Origin of the sequence: Paenibacillus sp. N3/727, from assembly GCF_022637315.1 — a bacterium.
In the GTDB taxonomy this organism is placed as follows: Bacteria; Bacillota; Bacilli; order Paenibacillales; family Paenibacillaceae; genus Paenibacillus_AQ; species Paenibacillus_AQ uliginis.
In genome coordinates this window covers 757,131-774,799 of the sequence record NZ_CP093336.1, presented here as the reverse complement: position 1 = coordinate 774,799, position 17,669 = coordinate 757,131, and the positions used below count along the sequence as shown (strand labels likewise).

Here is a 17,669-nt window from a genome sequence, read left to right as displayed (position 1 = left end):
CGTATGATGTTCATCATGATAGATCCCTTAACTGCATACGCTTATAAGTCAACCGACACATCAGTATATATCCTGTAAGTCCTAGAGCTAACGAGCCCCACATCACTGGCGATAACAGCTTCCATTTATACGAAGCAACTACAAAGTAACCAAACAGGCTTATCTTGAAACCACCTACGAATACCAATCCCAGCATGATAACTCCAAAAATGAACATAAGCAGAATGGTAAACCAGAAATAGGCCTTTCCGCTGCTCATAAATTCGAAATAGATGAACAGTCCGTTAATCAGAATTCCGATTCCGAGCCAACTAATCGCGAAAGCAGCGTAAGCTGCCAAGTCCATGTAAGATCTAAGGTTCGATGCAATTGCGTAAGTAACCCCGAAATAAATAATTCCATTCATAACAAAAGCGGTTAAGCCCATAAAGGCTCTGCTCAATATTACGGCTTCTGTAGGAACCGGAATACTCCGATAATAGAACAGCATCTGGGTGTATGAGTCCTCACTCAAATATTTGAATGATCTTCTTGAGAAAAAGAGTCCCATCAGAGGGCTCACGAGCAGCATAAGAAAATCAGCAAACGGATTAAAAAATTCATGATCCTTAAACAAGCTGTTCATCATAAAGCTGAATGAGATTGCCATGTAGAGCATAAAAATAATGGTCCACAACCACTGGAACTTATCACACTTGATGTCTCTAGACACAATCTTCAACGCATGGTTGACGATCTGCAACTCCGTTCACCCTTCCATCCATGTCATATAACTGTGCTTATCTGTGCTCAGTGTGTATATCTTTATACACAGTATATAGTGCTGATTTACAGGTGTCAACCCTAATTATTCCAAATTTGGTGCACAAAAAAATCCGGCAGTTAAGACCTGCCGGATACGTTTCATGTATTTAATATCATTAATTTACGACCACTTACATACCGAAAATAACTTTCCACATAGGCTGCGTATGACCGCCCGGATACAAAACATACAGCAGTGAATACACCGCAACACCTGTAATTGCTGTGAAAAACCAAATGACTGCAGTTACTCGGCCCCATTTCCGGTGCTTGGAATACTTCTCCTTAAACCCGAGAGTAAGGGTTGTGAGGCCGAATACCGCAGCTACGGTAGCCAGTGTAATATGGAAAATCAGGAATACCTGATAATATGGTTTCAGGTCATCCGGTCCTCCCCATGAAGTATTGCCGATAAATATGGTACGTGAAGAATAGATGATAAAGAAGATAATCGCTGTGATAGCAGCCCATATCATAACCTTCTTATGCTGCTCTCTCTTTCCTTTGATGATGAGTCTCCAACCAATCGCAACGAGCACGGCGCTGATGACGATAAACGTGGTGCTAATAGTGGGAAACAGTGTGTACAAATCCATGAATATCCTCCTCCATAAAATTACGCTTGATTCAGTTTACTAGCAGGCGGTTCTGTCGGCATTGGATCATCCTCTTTATTTTCCCGTTTGTACCAATGGAAGAATACATAGGCCAGCATCGATGCAAAGATGATCTCCTGGAAAAACTTCATAGTAATTCCGCCTACCCGCTGGTCGATCTCAGGTGCAAGATACCCGAAGAAAGCTGGACCGCCAAACTGCTCCAGGAGAAATGATGTATCTCCGGGCACACAGTAACCCATCGCTTTCGCCCATGTATTAGGGTCACTGTACGTTGCATACAAAGGCTCAGGAGCGAATATAATTAATGCGCATGCCGGGGTTAAAAGTACCATGTTCAGGAAAATATATCCCATCTTCAACAAACCGGAACTCTTGTCCTTCTCAGGGATTGGCTGAATTATTGCCCACCACATCGTAAACGAGCTGATGAACAAGATGACATAATAGATCCGGTGCACCGTGAAGTTTAGCATAACAAAGTCATGGATAACTGGTATATGATAGAACGAGAACAAACCGTTGAACACGACTGAGGCAAGAATCGGGCGTGTCAGGAAACCGAGCTTCTTAAATGGATTTTTTCGTTCTATCGTACGCCACATCCACACCGGAGTACCGAGAATCAGCAGCGGCGTAGCCATTAGATAGGACAGCGCCATACTAACCATATGGAATGAAAACATCGTATGTCCCAGTAGGTCAATGGGCCCACCATGAGCCATATACATCGCTAACATACCGGAGACAAAAAGCACTTTTCTTCCTGCTGATACAGGCTCACTGCTTTGGAACCTACTGCTGAGCGGTCCTGTCAGCAAGAAATAACCTGCGGTCACCAGCAGCATGAATGCGAGAAACACGGGACTCCATTTAGCCTCGAAACTAAAATATTCTAAACCCAGCATGCCCAAAACCTCCCTTTACCGGGTAAAATTCTGTCTAAATTGTGACAAAGCCCTTCTAACAGAACAGAAACGGTTTTGCCGTCCATACAGCGGACAGTAACCGTTTCTGAGGGAGCACAAGCACAGTATAAACCGTGAGTCTCATGCAAATTTGCAATTTTGAAAAAAAGAGGTGGCGCAGAGCCCACCTCTTTTTCAGTTTACCACCAAACCCAAAATAATGCCATGACGATAGCTGTACTAGCTACAAAAAATCCGCCGATCATAAACAAGATAGGCATCAGATGGCCTTTATCCTTCATGTGCATCCAGTAACCCATTTGTACGAACACCTGCAGTAGCGCCATAACCAGTAGCAGGATCACCGTAAACACCGGGTTTATATCACCAGCAGCAACCGCCGCAAAGGCGATTGCTGTAAGCACGATGGAGAAAATAAACACAATAATGTGTTTCTGTGGACCTTCCGGTCTGTGGCGATGTTTAACCGCGTGACGATCTGATTGCTGTTGATCTGCAGTCATCCCTTAGCCCACCTTTCCAAGTAGGTATACGACCGAGAAAATGAACACCCATACCACGTCAATAAAATGCCAGTAGATAGCAGACACATAAATTTTTGGTGCTGTAACTACAGTAAGTCCTTTTTTAAACAGCTGCCCGATCAGTACGCTAATCCAAACTACCCCGAACGCCACGTGAGCGCCGTGGAAGCCGACCAAGGTAAAGAATGCAGAAGAGAATGCGCTGGTCGTCATACCGAAGTTTTTGTGTACGACATACTCATAGAACTCATAAATCTCAATACCCAGGAACGCCAGACCCAAGCCAACGGTAACCATAAGCCACATTCTAAGAGATTTCACATTATGTTTGTGCATCGCCTGAACGGCGAATACACTGGTCAAGCTACTGAGTAGGAGGATGAATGTTGCCACTCCCGTAAGCGGCAGCGAGAACAATTCATTAGCTGTTGGACCCTCGTTGTTCTGATTTCGTAAAGCCAGGAACGTTGCGAACAATGTGCCGAAGAGAACAGCCTCTCCGCCAAGGAAGAGCCAGTTTCCGATAATCTTATTACGGCCTTCCAAGGTCGCTTTTTCCGGCTCGTGAGGAAGTTCTCCGTTTACCGGTTCTGCGTGTGCGGATGTCATGCTTTTACCTCCTCTTCCAGTTCTTCAGGCTCAATGTGATAACCATGATCATCGTACAGAGAACGAACAAGCATAGAGCCGAACGTTATCACAAGGCCGATAATCAGAACAATGTAATTATTGAAGATCAAACTCATAAAGGAGTTCGAGAACTTTTCGGTACTAAACATAAAACCAAGACCTGCAATGAAAAGACCAAGCGACATAACGAAAGGTAAAATGGTTGGTGAAGGCATATGGATCGGACCAACCGGTTCAGCCGGAGTCATCTGTTTGCTACCTGCCATTTTCTCTTTCCAGAAAGCATCGAGACCACGTACAAGCGGGATCTGCTTAAAGTTATACTCCGGAGGAGGAGATGGAATACTCCATTCCAGCGTACGTCCGTCTTCCCAAGGATCGGCTGGAGCATTTTTTGGCTTGCGCGCTGTAATGAAAATGTTGCCCAGGAAGAGAAGAACACCGACTCCCATCAGAATAGCTCCGATGGTACTGATGAAGTTCATCAAGTCGAAATTCTGATTCGGAAGATAACTTACGATCCGCCGCTGCATTCCGAGCAAACCAAGGAAATGTTGTACAAAGAATGTCATGTGGAATCCGATCGCGAAAAACCAGAACGTCCATTTACCAATAGCTTCGTTCAACAGGGAGCCGAACATCTTCGGCCACCAGTAATGCAATCCGGAAAACAGTCCAAAGACCAATCCGCCTACAATAACGTAGTGGAAATGGGCTACGACAAAATACGTATCATGGAACTGGAAGTCAGCAGGTGCAGAAGCCAGCATGACACCCGTTACACCGCCCATAACAAAGGTCGGTATAAATCCGATAGCAAACAAGTTCGCACTCGTGAAACGGATTTGTCCACCCCACATCGTAAAGAGCCAGTTGAAGATTTTGATACCGGTAGGTACCGCAATCAGCATCGTTGCGATCGAGAACAGTGCGTTTGCTACCGAACCAAGTCCTGTCGTGAACATATGGTGAGCCCAGACCATGAAGCCCAGGAAGGCGATCAGAATCGTCGCGAACACCATGGAGCTGTAACCGAACAAGCGCTTACGCGAGAATGTCGGGACAACCTCGGATATGATACCGAAGGCAGGCAGAATCAGGATATATACTTCAGGATGGCCGAAGATCCAGAAAATATGCTGCCAGAGTACAGGACTACCACCCGCTGCTACATCGAAGAAGTTAGCCCCTAAAATCCGGTCAAAGCTCAGCAGAACCAGACCTACCGTTACAGCCGGGAAAGCAAACAGGATCATTGCTGATGTAATAAATGAAGTCCATGTAAACATCGGCATTCTCATGAAAGACATCCCTGGAGCACGCATCGTAATGATGGTTATCAGGAAATTGATACCACCGATCAAAGTACCGAGACCTGCTATCTGCAGACCGATGGTATAGAAGTCAACCCCACGAGTTGTACTGTATTCTGTACTGGATAACGGTGTATATGCTGTCCAGCCCGCATCCGGAGCTCCACCCATAACCCAGCTCAAGTTCAGCAAAAGTCCACCGAACAGGAACGTCCAAAATCCGAGCGAGTTCAGAAACGGAAACGCGACGTCACGTGCACCGATTTGAAGCGGAATAATCGCGTTCATCAACGAAAAGATAATAGGCATGACGCCGAGAAAGATCATCGTTGTTCCGTGCATTGTAATCAATTCATTAAATACTTGCGCCGAGATAAGATCGTTCATCGGCTTAATCAGCTGCAAACGAATGAGAATCGCCTCAATACCGCCGATACCGAAGAACAGGCCGCCTGCCACCAAGTATAATATTGCGATTTTCTTGTGGTCAACGGTCGTCAGCCAGTCCATTAACCCCGTGTAGCGCTTGACGCTATGGCTATGAGCATGAGCCAAGTTTGGTACCCCCTTTAAAAGTTCTTGCTGTATTAATACTCCAATTTATAATTGGCCAAGTATTCGGCAATCTGCTCGATCTCTTGATCACTCAATCCGAGATCCTTCGGAGCAGGCATCAGGTTGCCTGGTTTAACAGCCTGTGGATCAGAAAGCCATTCCACAAGGTTGTCTTTTGCCGGTTTTGAGCCTTTTGCACCGTTCGTATCATTCAGCAAGATACCCGCTACGGTCTCACGCGATCCCATACCTGTCAGGTTAGGACCCGTAAATCCACCTTGGTCACCCACAGCGTGGCAAGAGAGGCAATTTGTCTTAAACTTCTCAGCAAGCTGCGTGTCTTCTGGAAGTACAGCCGGTGCTTTCGTTGCTTCAACCCATTGATCGAACGAAGCTTGGTCAACCGCTTTCACTCGGAATTCCATGAATCCATGTGATGGTCCGCACAATTCGGCGCACTTACCGATGTATGTACCTGCGTTAGGTGTACTAATCGTCATATTGTTGACGCTTCCTTCTGTATTCGTATCCATTTTACCCGCAAGCGATGGAACCCAGAAAGAGTGGAGCACATCTGCCGTTTTCAACTCTAAAGCGATTTTCTTATCCACAGGTATGAGCATTTCCTGTGCAGTTTTCACACCGTACTGCGGATACTCAAACTCCCACCAAAACTGATGGCCTGTAACTTTTACCTGAATTGCATCCTTGTCGTTCCAATCATTCTCTCCATAAGCAAAAACCTTTTGAATAGTAGGAATTGCAAGCACGAGTACAAGGAGCAGCGGAATAGCCGTCCAGATGATCTCTAGCTTGAAGTTTCCTTCTACTTGCTCCGGAACCTCGTTCTGATCCGGTTTTCTGCGGAATTTAATCAGCACATACGTCGCTATGGCAAATACAACAATAACCACGACAACCATAATCGATATCGACAGCTTAATTAAATCCAATTGCCCTTCAGCTACCGGACCCTGTGGTCTTAATACTGATAAGTCCTCACGGCCGCAGCCGGACAAGAGCAAAGAAAACACGGCCAACAAAGGAAGGAGACGCTTTACAGCCTGCCACCGTTTCATCATTGATCTACCCCACTTTTCCGATTTTCGTAGACTACCATCCGGCGCAAACAGCGGTAATCTACCTGCAATATCACGGATGAAATAATCCTGTCAATTAATGCAATCACTTATTAAATATAAATTTAAGGCTACCTTTTGTCAATCATTCACAGGGAGTTCACAAATTGTTCGAAAATTTGTCAAAGTCGCGCTATATCTGATTTTGCAACCGTTTTCATATCTTTCATTCATATGACCACCCCTTTCTCTGATCTTGACATCGACAATTTCCAACATAGTAGATAATATGTATATATTTGGACGGAGGCATATTTTGAAACCTCATTTGTTCATACAAAAATAAGAGAGAGGGTCCCCTCCCTCCCTTATTCTGTCAAGATGAAGGGGCCATCTCTCGTAATCGCGATCGTGTGTTCATACTGAACCCCTACTGTTCCGTCAGCTGTCGAAATAGTCCAGCCGTCATCACCCCAAAGCACAGCACCAAACGGCCCGAGTGTAAACACTGGCTCAATCGTAATCACCATGCCCTCTTTGAGCTTCCTGCCCTTACCGGGCGTGCCGTAACAGGGTACGTCCGGCGGTTCATGAATAACCTTACCTATACCGTGTCCAACCAGCGGCTTAACAAGGCCGTAGCCACCAGTTAAGGCTTCCTGCTCGATGATATGACCTATATCTCCCAAAGTGTTACCAATCTTAGCCATTTCTATCCCCTTATAAAGGGCTTTCTGTGTATCTTTCATCAGACGTGCCACGGCTGGTACCGGTTCCGAAACAGCATAGGTCCAGCCGGAGTCGGCCAGCCACCCATTCTTATTCACTACGATATCAATGGTCACTACATCTCCTGCCTGCAGCGGTCTGCGATCTGGAAAGCCATGGCATACAACATCATTTACCGATGCACAGGTTGCAAACGGAAATCCTTTGTAGCCTTTTTGTTCAGGTGAAGCACCGGCCCCCTTCAAATATTCCTCCACACTGGCATCGATCTCAAGCGTTGTGACGCCTGGCTGAACCCACTTGGCTATTTCACGATGACAAGCGGCCAGAATCCGGCCAGCCTCCCTCATGTACTCTATTTCTTTCCGGCTCTTGATCACAATTTTCATGTCCTTCACACTCCTTTGCCGCATAACCCACGCTTCATAAACAGGAGGGTATCGATATCAATATATGTGTGAAGGCGCGCAAAAAAACCGTTTCTGGAGCATTTGCCCCAAAAACGGTTTAAAATAGTTAATCACATGTGAAATTTACGTTATGAAACATGCAAATGGCTTCTCTTAGGCGGGTTGAAGTCTTACGATACGGAAGAATCAAGTCTTCCCAGCTCATTCTCTACAACGAGTGTAAGCTCTTCTTCATATCCTCCCATTATATGATACTTCCGGACATACTCCTTTACAAATTTTTTCGGATCCTTAGGCCGGAAAATACGTGTCATTTCCCGCAGACTTTCTTTAACCTCATTGTGACCTTTCGTTGCCATGATGAATCCCCTCCCAAAACGTGGAAATAATAACTCCGTTTAAGAGAATGCCGAAAAGATCTACCTCGTTAAATTGTAGCTGACTGCAGTTCTGGCGGTGATAGGTTGATATATTCAGCAACTTACCAATGCATCTGACACTATACATACCACAAAAGCATGTAACTGAATCATTCTTATATTGTATCATACTCCTCTAATTGTTTCATCTTTCCCAAAAAATGTTTTTTGGGACCATTATTTTTATACAAACCGTTGATGGCCCGGAAATTGGTTAAGATAACGTTAGATACGTACCTATTAATGATATACGCTGACCAGAAAGGAGAATTGGCTTATGGATCAATCGTTATTCACACTTTCATCACCAGCCGCTGCTGCTCCACTCTTTCCTGTTGGAAACCCGGAAGAAATGGGCTGCAAAGCAGCAGTTCTGGAAAAAGTGCATCAGACGATTATTCACCGCTACCCCAAGATGCGCAGTTTTCTTCTGGTACGCGGAGGAAAGCTAATATTTGAACGATACTACGGAGGTCATCATGCGGGTGCATTAAACGACCTTCGCTCAGCCACCAAAAGCTTTACTTCCATACTCTTCGGCATAGCTGTTCAAAAAGGTAAACTTCCGCCGATCGATACATCGCTGCTTCCGATGCTTAAACATTACGTCACTTCGCGTTCTCACCCTCTCCTTCATCGGGTAACATTAAGGCACCTGCTGACCATGACGTCCGGCTTTGCTTGGCAGACGGGTAGGAAGCTTGGAGAGCCTCTCATTCATCGGTTTCACCGTAACCGGAAATGGGCTTCCTTTGCTCTGTCTCTTCCAATTAAGGAGGAGAAGATGGGGACATTCCAGTACCGCAGTACAGATTCCCACCTTCTGTCCGTAGCCCTAAGTGAAGCAACCGGAATGGATGCTTTTACTTATGCCGGAAAACAGTTATTCTCACCCCTTGATATAACCCACTGCGCCTGGACCCCGAGTCCGGAAGGCCACAGCATGGGCCATGTCGGACTTTACCTTACGTCTCGGGACATGGCCAAATTCGGGCAATGCTGTCTGAACGAAGGAAAATGGAAGGGGCAGCAAGTCATACCGAAGGAATGGTTGAAGGAAGCGCTGGCTCCACAGGTTGAGGGTTATCCCGCCTTTGGAGATTACGGGTTTCAGTGGTGGACAGGGAAAATCGACGGTCAGTCCTTCTCTTTAGCTCACGGCCACGGCGGACAACAAATTTACCTGTTCCCCGGACTCGGCACGGTGATTGTCTTTACCCAAGACAGCCATGTCAGCCGTTGGAAAAATCCGCGCATGCTGCTAGAACAGTTTATTTTGAAATCCATTCTGGATTGACTTCTAATATAGAACACTTGAACCAACCATACTATCAGTATCTAACGTACTAATAATGGGAAAGGTGGATATGGCATGAGTAAAGGTTCACCACGCATTATGATTCTTTATGCCAGTTACGGAAACGGGCATCTGCAGGTCTCCCATGCCATCGAATCGGAATTGCGCCGAAGGGGTATGAACGATGTAGTCCTTCTTGATCTCATGGCCGAAGCTTATCCCCTGATGTATGAGATCAACAAATTTGTTTACATGCAATGTTTCAAGAACATTCCCCAGGTATACGGATGGATTTACAATAAAACTAAACATATGCAATCAGACTCCCCTCTAGGAAATCTGCTGCACTGCCTGGGAATGACGAAATTGAAGGAGTACTTATTGAATGAGAAACCAGACCTTATCATTCATACATTCCCGCAAGCCGCAGTTCCTCTGCTCGCACGTCAAGCCGTCAATTCACCGCGTAATGTAACCATCATTACCGATTTTGATCTGCACGGAAGATGGCTGCACCCTGGAGTTGACCGATACTATGTCGCTACGGATGACCTTAAGAGCGAAGCTATTGATCGAGGAATATGCTCCGAACGAATTATCGTAAGCGGTATTCCCTTGATGCCATTGTTTGATGAACCTGCTGAGCAGCTAAGCGGACTCCCAGATGGCTTGACCTTAGACCCTGACCGCAAAACAGTGCTGCTTATGGGAGGAGCCTACGGTGCAATGAGGAACTGTGACGAAATATGCAAACAATTAAGTCTGGAGCCGGATCTTGAACTGGTGATTGTATGCGGCCGGAATGATGCTTTATGCCGGAGACTGACTAGCTTGTTCAAAGACCATTCGAATGTTCATGTACTGGGTTACGTCAATCAAATATTCGTGCTTATGAAGTACAGCTCTTGCATTATCACCAAGCCGGGAGGAATTACCCTTTCCGAATGCATCGCTTGCAGTCTTCCTCTCTTCCTCTACTCCCCCGTTCCCGGGCAGGAACACGGTAATGCCCTCTATTTCGAAGGAAAAGGAGCTGCGTCCATCTCTTACGAGCCTGAGGAGTTAGTCCGTCAGATATGCTATCTGGTTCGAAATCCGGAAGCCGTCAATGCGACACGTAATCGAATGAAATCCCTCCATAAACCTAAAGCCGCTGAAAAGATTGTGGACGACCTGTTTGAAAATCTACTTCATCTGAATACAGAGCTACTGGGCGTATAAGTCTGTGGATATTCCTCCTTTATTCTGGATACGTTATGCATAGGAATCTTATTACACAACTTGAGAGGAGTACCGAAATGTCCAGTAAAGATAAAGGCATGCTTCCTGTTTCTCGTGAAGAGGTTGAAGTCGACGGTGTGTACACTAACGAATGGGGGCGTGAAGAGCGTCTTAAACGCGGTGAAGATTTCCCTACGGACCCTATTATGGGATCAACGGAATGGAAACTGACGGAATTTGAATTTGAGAATCACCATGACGGCCGCACCGACGAGCGATTGATTGTTAAAGAAAAAGGGCATGGCAAACAGGAGAAGGTTGAACCTAAATACACTAGCAATCCAGATATAAATGATCCCCGGTCGTAATGATTCGCCATCATGAAGAGATTCTATAAGATATGAAACAAAGATGGTTAATGCTTCTCATACAAGGGCATGAATTCTGGGTGGATGAAAGCATCGGCTTTACAAAAGAGCAGCAGGATGCGCTCGTCCATCATTTGCTCTATCTCCAGATGAAATAAACCAAAATAAAGAAGCAGATCTAAGCGCCCTTAAGCGTGAAAGTCGATCTGCTTCTTATTTATGTGCCATCTTTATTGCAGGGCAGGCACATACTTTGTCCAAGGCGCTCATATTGTATATTAGCTTGCCCTAAAGACAAGGAGTTGGTTTTATGTCTCCATTCAAATCGTCCACAGGAATTCCGGAGAACCTGGCTGCCACCCTGTGTTACTTATTCCCGATGGTTGGCGGGATCTTTTTTCTTGCCCTGGAAAAGAGAAGCCGATACGTCATGTTCCATGCGCTACAGTCTTTGCTGACGTTCGGGTGTCTGGCGCTGGCTCACGTGCTCTCCGGTGCCGTTCCAATTATCGGTATGCTGGCCTCCGCTCTTCTCGTTCTGATCGGTGTCCTACTGTGGCTCGTACTAATGTTCCATTCGATTCAAGGCAGATGGTTTAAACTGCCTTGGATTGGACACTTTGCGGAGAAGCAGATTCAGCGGATGTAGTGATTAATGCGAAATAGCCCCGGCAAAAAAAGGGCATCCGCTTACGCGGCATGCCCTTCTGCCGTCTCTCCTGTCTGGAGGGACACAGCCTTATTCTGTTTCAATCCGTTAAACAACAGGTTGAGAATGATTGCAGTCAAGCTTCCGGCTACAATGCCGTTGTCAGCCAAAATGCGGATCCAGTCCGGTAGCTGCGCGAACAAGTTCGGCACTGTCGTCACGCCCAGCCCTATACCTACGGAGCAGGCAATGATGAACAGATTCTCATGACGGTTCAGGTCAACCTGGTCACCGAGCATACGGATACCTGAAGAAACAACCATACCGAACAGAGCAACCATCGCGCCTCCCAGTACAGACGACGGTACAAGCTGCGTCAAGGCAGCAATCTTCGGTACGAATCCGATCAGAATGAGCAGACTGCCGGCCACAACGATCACGTCGCGGGTTTTGATACGGCTCATCTGTACAAGCCCGACATTCTGAGAGTATGTTGTATAAGGAAACGAGTTGAATATACCGCCAATAACGATGGCAATTCCCTCCGCACGATAACCGCGGGACAAGTCCTTTGAATTAACATCTTTGCCGACAATTTTGCCGAGGGCCATAAATACACCTGTAGATTCGGCAACACTGACAATGGCCACGAGAATCATCGTCAGGATTGGAGTCAGCTTAAACTCCGGCGTCCCGAAATAAAATGGCTGCGGTGCACGGAACCAGCCCGCTTCCTGCAGCGGTATCAGATTCAACCCACCGAAAGCCGCTGCTGCCAATGTTCCGAGAATCAGGCCGAGCAATACAGATATGGAACGCAGGAAGCCTGTTGAGAAACGATTCATTAAGATAATGAATAGGAGAACACCAAAGCCAAGCGCCAAATTAAGCGGGCTTCCAAAATCATCGCTGCCCTGACCACCAGCAAGGTCATTAAGCGCCACCGGAATGAGTGTTAAACCGATAATCGTGACCACCGAACCGGTGACGACTGGAGGAAACACGGTGATCAGCTTACCGAATAATCCCGAGAACAGAACCACGAATAAACCGGAAGCGATAATGGAACCGTAAATAACCGACATGCCATGCTCCGAACCGATAATAATCATCGGACCTACAGCTTGGAAGGCACAACCGAGCATTACAGGGAGTCCAATGCCGAAATATTTGTTGCCGAACACCTGCAACAAGGTCGCAACCCCACAAGCCAACAAATCGATCGCAATGAGATAAGTCAGCTGTTCCGTCGTCAGATCAAGAGCATTGCCTACAATCAGCGGTACAATAATCGCGCCAGCATACATTGCAAGAACATGTTGGATACCCAGTGACAAAGTTTTGGCTGGATGACGACGTTTATCAAAAATCGGTTCCTCTGCGGACAACCTCTGTTCTTCCATGGAAATTGAAAGCCTCCTGATAATTTGGATTTATTGTTTTACGCGAATGTAACGACGCCGTTGTCCAATGCCGCAATACGAACCAGAGATTCTACACGGTAACCCGCTTCCGCCAGCAGCCTGCCGCCAGGCTGAAATGCTTTTTCAATCACAATGCCGATCCCTGCCACTTCAGCACCAGCCTGCTCCACGATACGGGCAAGACCGAATGCAGCCTCACCGTTGGCAAGGAAATCATCAATAATGAGCACCCGGTCGCCAGGATGAATAAATTTTTTCGAAACGGTAATTTCATTGCTCTCCTGCTTCGTGAAGGAGTACACCTTCTCCACATAAATATCCTCACGGAGGGTCAGCGATTTCTGCTTCCGGGCAAAGATCAGCGGTACCTCCAGCTCCAAAGCGGTCATAATACCAGGCGCAATACCGGACGATTCAATCGTCAGCACCCGTGTAATGTTTTCCCCTTGAAACAAGCGTGTAAATTCCCGTCCAACCTCTTTCATCAGCACCGGATCCATCTGGTGATTCAGGAATGAGTCAACTTTTAAGACTTGTCCATTTAGTACAATTCCTTCCTCCCGGACTTTGTTTTGCAGCAATTGCATGATGCCCCTCCTCATTGTTTGTATGTTCGCTTTATCACCGCAATGCAAAAAAGCCCACTTGTCTCGTTACCGAAACGACCGGTATACGGAACAAGCGGGCTTGAACAACAACTCATAAATTTACCGTCACCATATAGCATGGTCTGGGCAAATCAACGAATTGTTATCATCCCGTAGTCCAATCATTCCGGTGATCGGGTAGAGACGTGCAGGCCAATTCCTACACATATACGAGAAACGTACACTATGAAAATTACATTTCGTGAATGAATGAAGTATACCTCATTCTCTATGAAAAAATAAAGTGAAAATTTTCGGAAATTTATTATCCACCCTCAGGTGGCCGTATTCATACATCGCTATTCATGAAAAGTAACATGAATCTGCACAATCTCGGAACGTGAGCCTAGCCGAATTGGAGGTCCCCAGAATCCATACCCTGAGGAAACAACAGAATGGAGATTTCCCTTTTGCAAATATCCCCAGTCGTTCTCAAACAAAGCTTGCGTGATCAAATGTGCGGGAAACACCTGTCCGCGATGGGTATGACCAGAAACGACCAGATCAACGCCCTGCTGTTCTGCCTCGTCCAACGCATTCGGTTGATGATCCAACAGAATAACCGGTTTGGTCAAATCGGCATTTTGCACGATAGAGGATAGCTCAGCTCTATCTTTATCCTGCTTGTCCCGTCTTCCTACCAAAGTAAGATCACCTACAGTTAACGTCTCATCATAAAGTACGGTCATTCCACTATTCTCAAGGACACTGATCAATTCCGTAATTTCCCCTTCGAAACGGTCATGATTGCCAAGAGATGCATACACACCATATGGTGCCTGAATTTCGGTTAATATTTCATTAATCCCCTGACGTAAATAGGCGGCCATATCATCATCAATAATGTCACCGGGAAATAATACTATATCAGGCTTCAAGGCATTGATTTCCTTCACCATTCGCTCTGCATGATCTTTACCTGAGAGCAAACCAAAATGCATATCGGAAGCCATCACGATATCCAACTGTTCCAGTGAGCCAGCTCCCTTGGCTATGTTGATGTCATATGACCGGACTGTCGGACTATAGGCGTTAAAAGTTCCATACCCGATCAAAGCTAGCATTAGCACCAACACGGCATATCCTGCGATTTTCTCCATGTAATGTCGGCGCAATGACGTCAATCGCAACAGCCATAGACTAACATGCATCAGCGGGAGAAGGATGATCAATACGTAAAATATAGCCATCCAGTAGGATCCAATAATATTCAGTACAGTGATGTTGCCGAAGAACCGCCCAGAAATGAAAGATGTCGATACAACAGTCAGTACCACGATGTACAAAATTTTAAGCAGCCTGGAAGACCCCGGACTCATCCACTTCCATATGCTCCGGCCGATATAATAGACCAGCAAACCGTAAATCAAGAGCGTTACAATCCCTATAACAATAAACATCGCCATCCCCTTCCGTGCATTCATTATATCAGGAGGATTTTCCATATCCCCGCCTATGCAACAGAAGGAGAATCTACCCTAAACTATAAACCGGTCGGCCCTTTCGGGAGCAGATTGTTCACAATCGATTTGAGATTTCGGTCCTCCGTATACTTGTCCTTCCCCATATCAAGCTCGTTGACCCGGATGTATTTGTACTTCTCACCCGCGTCTACCGGCCTGAATACCAGCTCGTCATCGGTATCCTGGGCCACCTTATACTCCATATCGTGAAACATCTCCAGGATCTGGCTGCTATCGGGCAGCTTTCCTTTATCTACAAAGATCAGCCCCCGAAGTTTTTTGGGGCCCTCCTCATTCATGACTGTAAAGTGAACGATACATTCCATTCCCAACATCTCCTCTCCAGTGGCATATCCCGCCGATCTGCTACGCAATTCATTCGGGACAGCCTTCATGTATGTATTTTCGGGAAACACCTACTTAAAACAGTAAAAGCCGGGATAGTCTCCCGGCGCCATCCCACTGCTAGTCTGTCCAGTATATCCATTTTTTCTACTTAAAGTGCGTGTTCAAAAAGGTCGGTTTTCAGCACCGAGAAGGTTGAATGAAGCTAGGGACTGAGGAGCGGAGCGTACGTTTTGGGTACGTGAGCACCGGAAGGACCGGCTGAATTCAAGATTCGATGCCGAGCCCACTTCCTGATTCACTTCGTGATCAAAAGCGGACTTTTTGAACAACCTCTTAAAGTAATAATAAAGTTAACTTCATAAAGAATCAAATGAAGCCTGTTTCTTACACGACCTCTTCCCCTTCACTCGCAGGTTCTTCTGTCGTATCACCTTCCGAGGCAATGTACTTTCTTTGGATGCGGCCGTAATGCGGGCCGTATGTGTTCTCCAGCTGCCGCCCCATATCCTGCTCAAGCTCGAACAGAACCATTTCCTGTGAGAAATGGTGCAGCAGCAGCTCCGCCATAACTGGATGTGCGGTAACGACAGCTTGGGTTTCCATTTCTCCTCCACGCATGCCGAGCATACACCATTCCCTATCGATAACAAAAGAGAATTTGCGTCCGCCCTGTTTACGCTCCTCAATTCCCTTCCAGCCGGTCCAAGCCAATGTACGAGCGAGACCGTTATCAGGGCCATCGCAGGCCCAGAGCACCCGAACGCCCCGGTTCTCTGCAGCCTCAAGCTCCTCGCGCAGCAGTGTTGCTTCTTCCCGCCACACGTCAACCACAATTTCAGTTTCAGCCTGCGCCAGTTTACGTGTAACTTGCTCAAGTACTGCCTTATCGCCCTCCACACTCAGAAAAGGAGCCTCATTTCCATCTTGTCTCGGTAGACTTTTCTCCACAAAGGCGAGTGAAGCTTCCACCCTGCCCGATATCATCCGGGTTAGCTCCTCCGGCTTCAGTGTCTTGTAGCGAACCGGCTCCCCGCTTCCCCGCTGCAGCGCACCTTGACGCTCCAGCCGCTGCATGGCAGCATACACATTAGAGCGTGAAGCGCCCAGACGCTTCGCGACCTCATATCCTCCAGCTGGACCGTGTTCGGCAAGGTCAACCATAATTTTTGATTCAATCTCTGTAAATCCCAAGTTGCGCAAATGATTCAGTAACTGTTCCATTTTCCTGTCCTCCCAAAGCTGCCTGAACGAACCATCGTCCACTTGTCCCTCGATCCTCGCGCAATCTGGCTTCTGCTGCGATGCTGCTAAATTTGTTCAGCACCGCACCGCGGGCACCATTTGGAGCCCTTCGGCAGGTCTGTACTGCAGATCTGGCATTTCACCGTATCCCGTAACTCCCCATCTTTAGGCAAATTCTCCTGGCTCTGATTGTTCTCCTGCCAGAAACGGATGCGCCGGTCCAGTTCTAACTGACGTTCACGCTCACGCTCCAGTTCTTCCAGATGACGACGCTCCTTCTCGCGCACCTCATCCTCAATTCGGCAGAGTTCCTCATCTTCCTCATCAAATACGGGCTGCTGCTCTTCAGCTTCCACCGTAACACTCTCAGGCTCCGGACGGTAAATATAAGGCCCCATGTCCTCTTCCGTAACCGTAATCTCTTCGGAATACAGCACTTTACGCTCCGGCTGTGTCTCCTTTTCCTTCGGCTCGCTCCATTGCTCTGTCTTCGCCGTCAGATCCCCCAGCTTGCTACCGCAATATGGACAGAAGTTCGCGTCGAGGGCGACGGTACGGCCACATTGGCAAAGCCGTTCATTTTTCAAAATTGCAATCCGGTTGCGCAGTTCGTCGATCTGCTCTTGCAGACTGTCGCACGACTTAGCCAAATCTACCATTTCCTTCTCGGCAATGGACATATCCTGGGAGCGGTAGCCCTCATAGAACACTTTTCCCATTTCCATATAATAAGAAGATTTTCTGTGCTCAATGTCAGAAATTTGGCTGTTCAGTTTGTTGATTTCAACAACATGCTGGGCTTTCTCGGTCGCTTTGTTTGCCCCGTCTTTCAGCCTTTGCAAAATATTCATCCGTATCTCCTCCTCATTTCCGCATGCGAGTTGTTCCGGTTATCCGGTTTATTTTCGCGAATCGTTCCTTCTTTGTTTTAATGATTTTAGTCAGCCGAAAACCGGCTGTACCGAATGTTTACTCAACATCCTATGTTATTGCAGTTACTT

General features: G+C 46.7%; 20 protein-coding genes and 1 riboswitch. Of the genes, 5 read left to right on the top strand and 15 right to left on the bottom strand.

Annotation, left to right across the window (positions count from 1 at the left end; translation table 11 throughout):
• Positions 1-13: 13 nt before the first annotated feature.
• The 9 genes from MNQ98_RS03525 to MNQ98_RS03485 form a co-directional block, all read right to left on the bottom strand.
• Positions 14-742 carry a hypothetical protein gene (locus MNQ98_RS03525; RefSeq protein WP_241931940.1) on the bottom strand — a complete coding sequence of 243 codons (729 nt, stop codon included), beginning with the start codon at positions 740-742 and terminating at the stop codon, positions 14-16.
• Between the two features lie 193 nt (positions 743-935).
• Positions 936-1,400: a DUF420 domain-containing protein gene (locus tag MNQ98_RS03520; RefSeq protein WP_208915943.1), complete on the bottom strand. Its 465-nt coding sequence runs from the start codon at positions 1,398-1,400 to the stop codon at positions 936-938.
• Positions 1,401-1,420: 20 nt separating this feature from the next.
• Positions 1,421-2,329, bottom strand: a complete 909-nt coding sequence (gene ctaG, locus MNQ98_RS03515; RefSeq protein ID WP_241931939.1) for a cytochrome c oxidase assembly factor CtaG — start codon at positions 2,327-2,329, stop codon at positions 1,421-1,423.
• A 200-nt stretch (positions 2,330-2,529) separates the two neighbouring features.
• Entirely contained in the window at positions 2,530-2,853 is a 324-nt protein-coding gene (locus tag MNQ98_RS03510) for a cytochrome C oxidase subunit IV family protein (RefSeq protein ID WP_208915945.1), read from the bottom strand.
• A gap of 3 nt (positions 2,854-2,856) precedes the next feature.
• Entirely contained in the window at positions 2,857-3,483 is a 627-nt protein-coding gene (locus MNQ98_RS03505) for a cytochrome (ubi)quinol oxidase subunit III (protein ID WP_241931938.1), read from the bottom strand.
• A complete protein-coding gene (ctaD, locus tag MNQ98_RS03500) occupies positions 3,480-5,327 on the bottom strand; it encodes a cytochrome c oxidase subunit I (protein WP_241933834.1) in 1,848 nt (615 codons plus the stop codon). Before ctaD ends, MNQ98_RS03505 begins: the two co-directional genes overlap by 4 nt.
• A 77-nt stretch (positions 5,328-5,404) precedes the next feature.
• Entirely contained in the window at positions 5,405-6,454 is a 1,050-nt protein-coding gene (gene coxB, locus MNQ98_RS03495) for a cytochrome c oxidase subunit II (RefSeq protein ID WP_241931937.1), read from the bottom strand.
• A gap of 365 nt (positions 6,455-6,819) precedes the next feature.
• A complete protein-coding gene (map, locus tag MNQ98_RS03490) occupies positions 6,820-7,569 on the bottom strand; it encodes a type I methionyl aminopeptidase (RefSeq protein ID WP_241931936.1) in 750 nt (249 codons plus the stop codon).
• Positions 7,570-7,760: 191 nt separating this feature from the next.
• Complete coding sequence (locus MNQ98_RS03485; RefSeq protein WP_208915949.1) at positions 7,761-7,949, bottom strand: hypothetical protein; 189 nt, start codon at positions 7,947-7,949, stop codon at positions 7,761-7,763.
• Between the two features lie 337 nt (positions 7,950-8,286).
• Here MNQ98_RS03485 and MNQ98_RS03480 point away from each other — a divergent pair, with 337 nt between their 5' ends.
• The 5 genes from MNQ98_RS03480 (at position 8,287) to MNQ98_RS03465 (ending at position 11,544) form a co-directional block, all read left to right on the top strand.
• Complete coding sequence (locus MNQ98_RS03480) at positions 8,287-9,306, top strand: serine hydrolase domain-containing protein (protein ID WP_241931935.1); 1,020 nt, start codon at positions 8,287-8,289, stop codon at positions 9,304-9,306.
• Between the two features lie 75 nt (positions 9,307-9,381).
• Positions 9,382-10,527 carry an MGDG synthase family glycosyltransferase gene (locus tag MNQ98_RS03475; protein WP_241931934.1) on the top strand — a complete coding sequence of 382 codons (1,146 nt, stop codon included), beginning with the start codon at positions 9,382-9,384 and terminating at the stop codon, positions 10,525-10,527.
• A gap of 77 nt (positions 10,528-10,604) precedes the next feature.
• Positions 10,605-10,895, top strand: a complete 291-nt coding sequence (locus tag MNQ98_RS03470; RefSeq protein ID WP_241931933.1) for a transposase — start codon at positions 10,605-10,607, stop codon at positions 10,893-10,895.
• A gap of 32 nt (positions 10,896-10,927) precedes the next feature.
• Positions 10,928-11,053 carry a hypothetical protein gene (locus MNQ98_RS29590; RefSeq protein ID WP_277883723.1) on the top strand — a complete coding sequence of 42 codons (126 nt, stop codon included), beginning with the start codon at positions 10,928-10,930 and terminating at the stop codon, positions 11,051-11,053.
• Between the two features lie 152 nt (positions 11,054-11,205).
• Positions 11,206-11,544: a DUF4870 domain-containing protein gene (locus MNQ98_RS03465; protein WP_241931932.1), complete on the top strand. Its 339-nt coding sequence runs from the start codon at positions 11,206-11,208 to the stop codon at positions 11,542-11,544.
• A gap of 41 nt (positions 11,545-11,585) precedes the next feature.
• On the opposite strand, the gene MNQ98_RS03460 is transcribed toward MNQ98_RS03465, so the two are convergent.
• The 6 genes from MNQ98_RS03460 to MNQ98_RS03435 all read right to left on the bottom strand — a co-directional run bounded on the left by MNQ98_RS03460 (position 11,586) and on the right by MNQ98_RS03435 (position 17,519).
• Entirely contained in the window at positions 11,586-12,947 is a 1,362-nt protein-coding gene (locus MNQ98_RS03460) for a nucleobase:cation symporter-2 family protein (RefSeq protein ID WP_241931931.1), read from the bottom strand.
• A gap of 38 nt (positions 12,948-12,985) precedes the next feature.
• Positions 12,986-13,555, bottom strand: coding sequence for a xanthine phosphoribosyltransferase (locus MNQ98_RS03455; protein WP_208915955.1), 570 nt, complete (start codon positions 13,553-13,555; stop codon positions 12,986-12,988).
• A 154-nt stretch (positions 13,556-13,709) separates the two neighbouring features.
• Positions 13,710-13,809, bottom strand: a riboswitch (purine riboswitch).
• 105 nt (positions 13,810-13,914) lie between these two features.
• On the bottom strand, positions 13,915-15,015 hold the full coding sequence (locus MNQ98_RS03450) for a metallophosphoesterase (protein ID WP_241931930.1): 1,101 nt from the start codon (positions 15,013-15,015) through the stop codon (positions 13,915-13,917).
• 83 nt (positions 15,016-15,098) lie between these two features.
• On the bottom strand, positions 15,099-15,404 hold the full coding sequence (locus MNQ98_RS03445) for a hypothetical protein (protein ID WP_241931929.1): 306 nt from the start codon (positions 15,402-15,404) through the stop codon (positions 15,099-15,101).
• 406 nt (positions 15,405-15,810) lie between these two features.
• Entirely contained in the window at positions 15,811-16,647 is an 837-nt protein-coding gene (locus MNQ98_RS03440) for a TrmB family transcriptional regulator (protein ID WP_241931928.1), read from the bottom strand.
• Between the two features lie 86 nt (positions 16,648-16,733).
• Complete coding sequence (locus tag MNQ98_RS03435; RefSeq protein WP_241931927.1) at positions 16,734-17,519, bottom strand: zinc ribbon domain-containing protein; 786 nt, start codon at positions 17,517-17,519, stop codon at positions 16,734-16,736.
• Between the last annotated feature and the right edge of the window lie 150 nt (positions 17,520-17,669).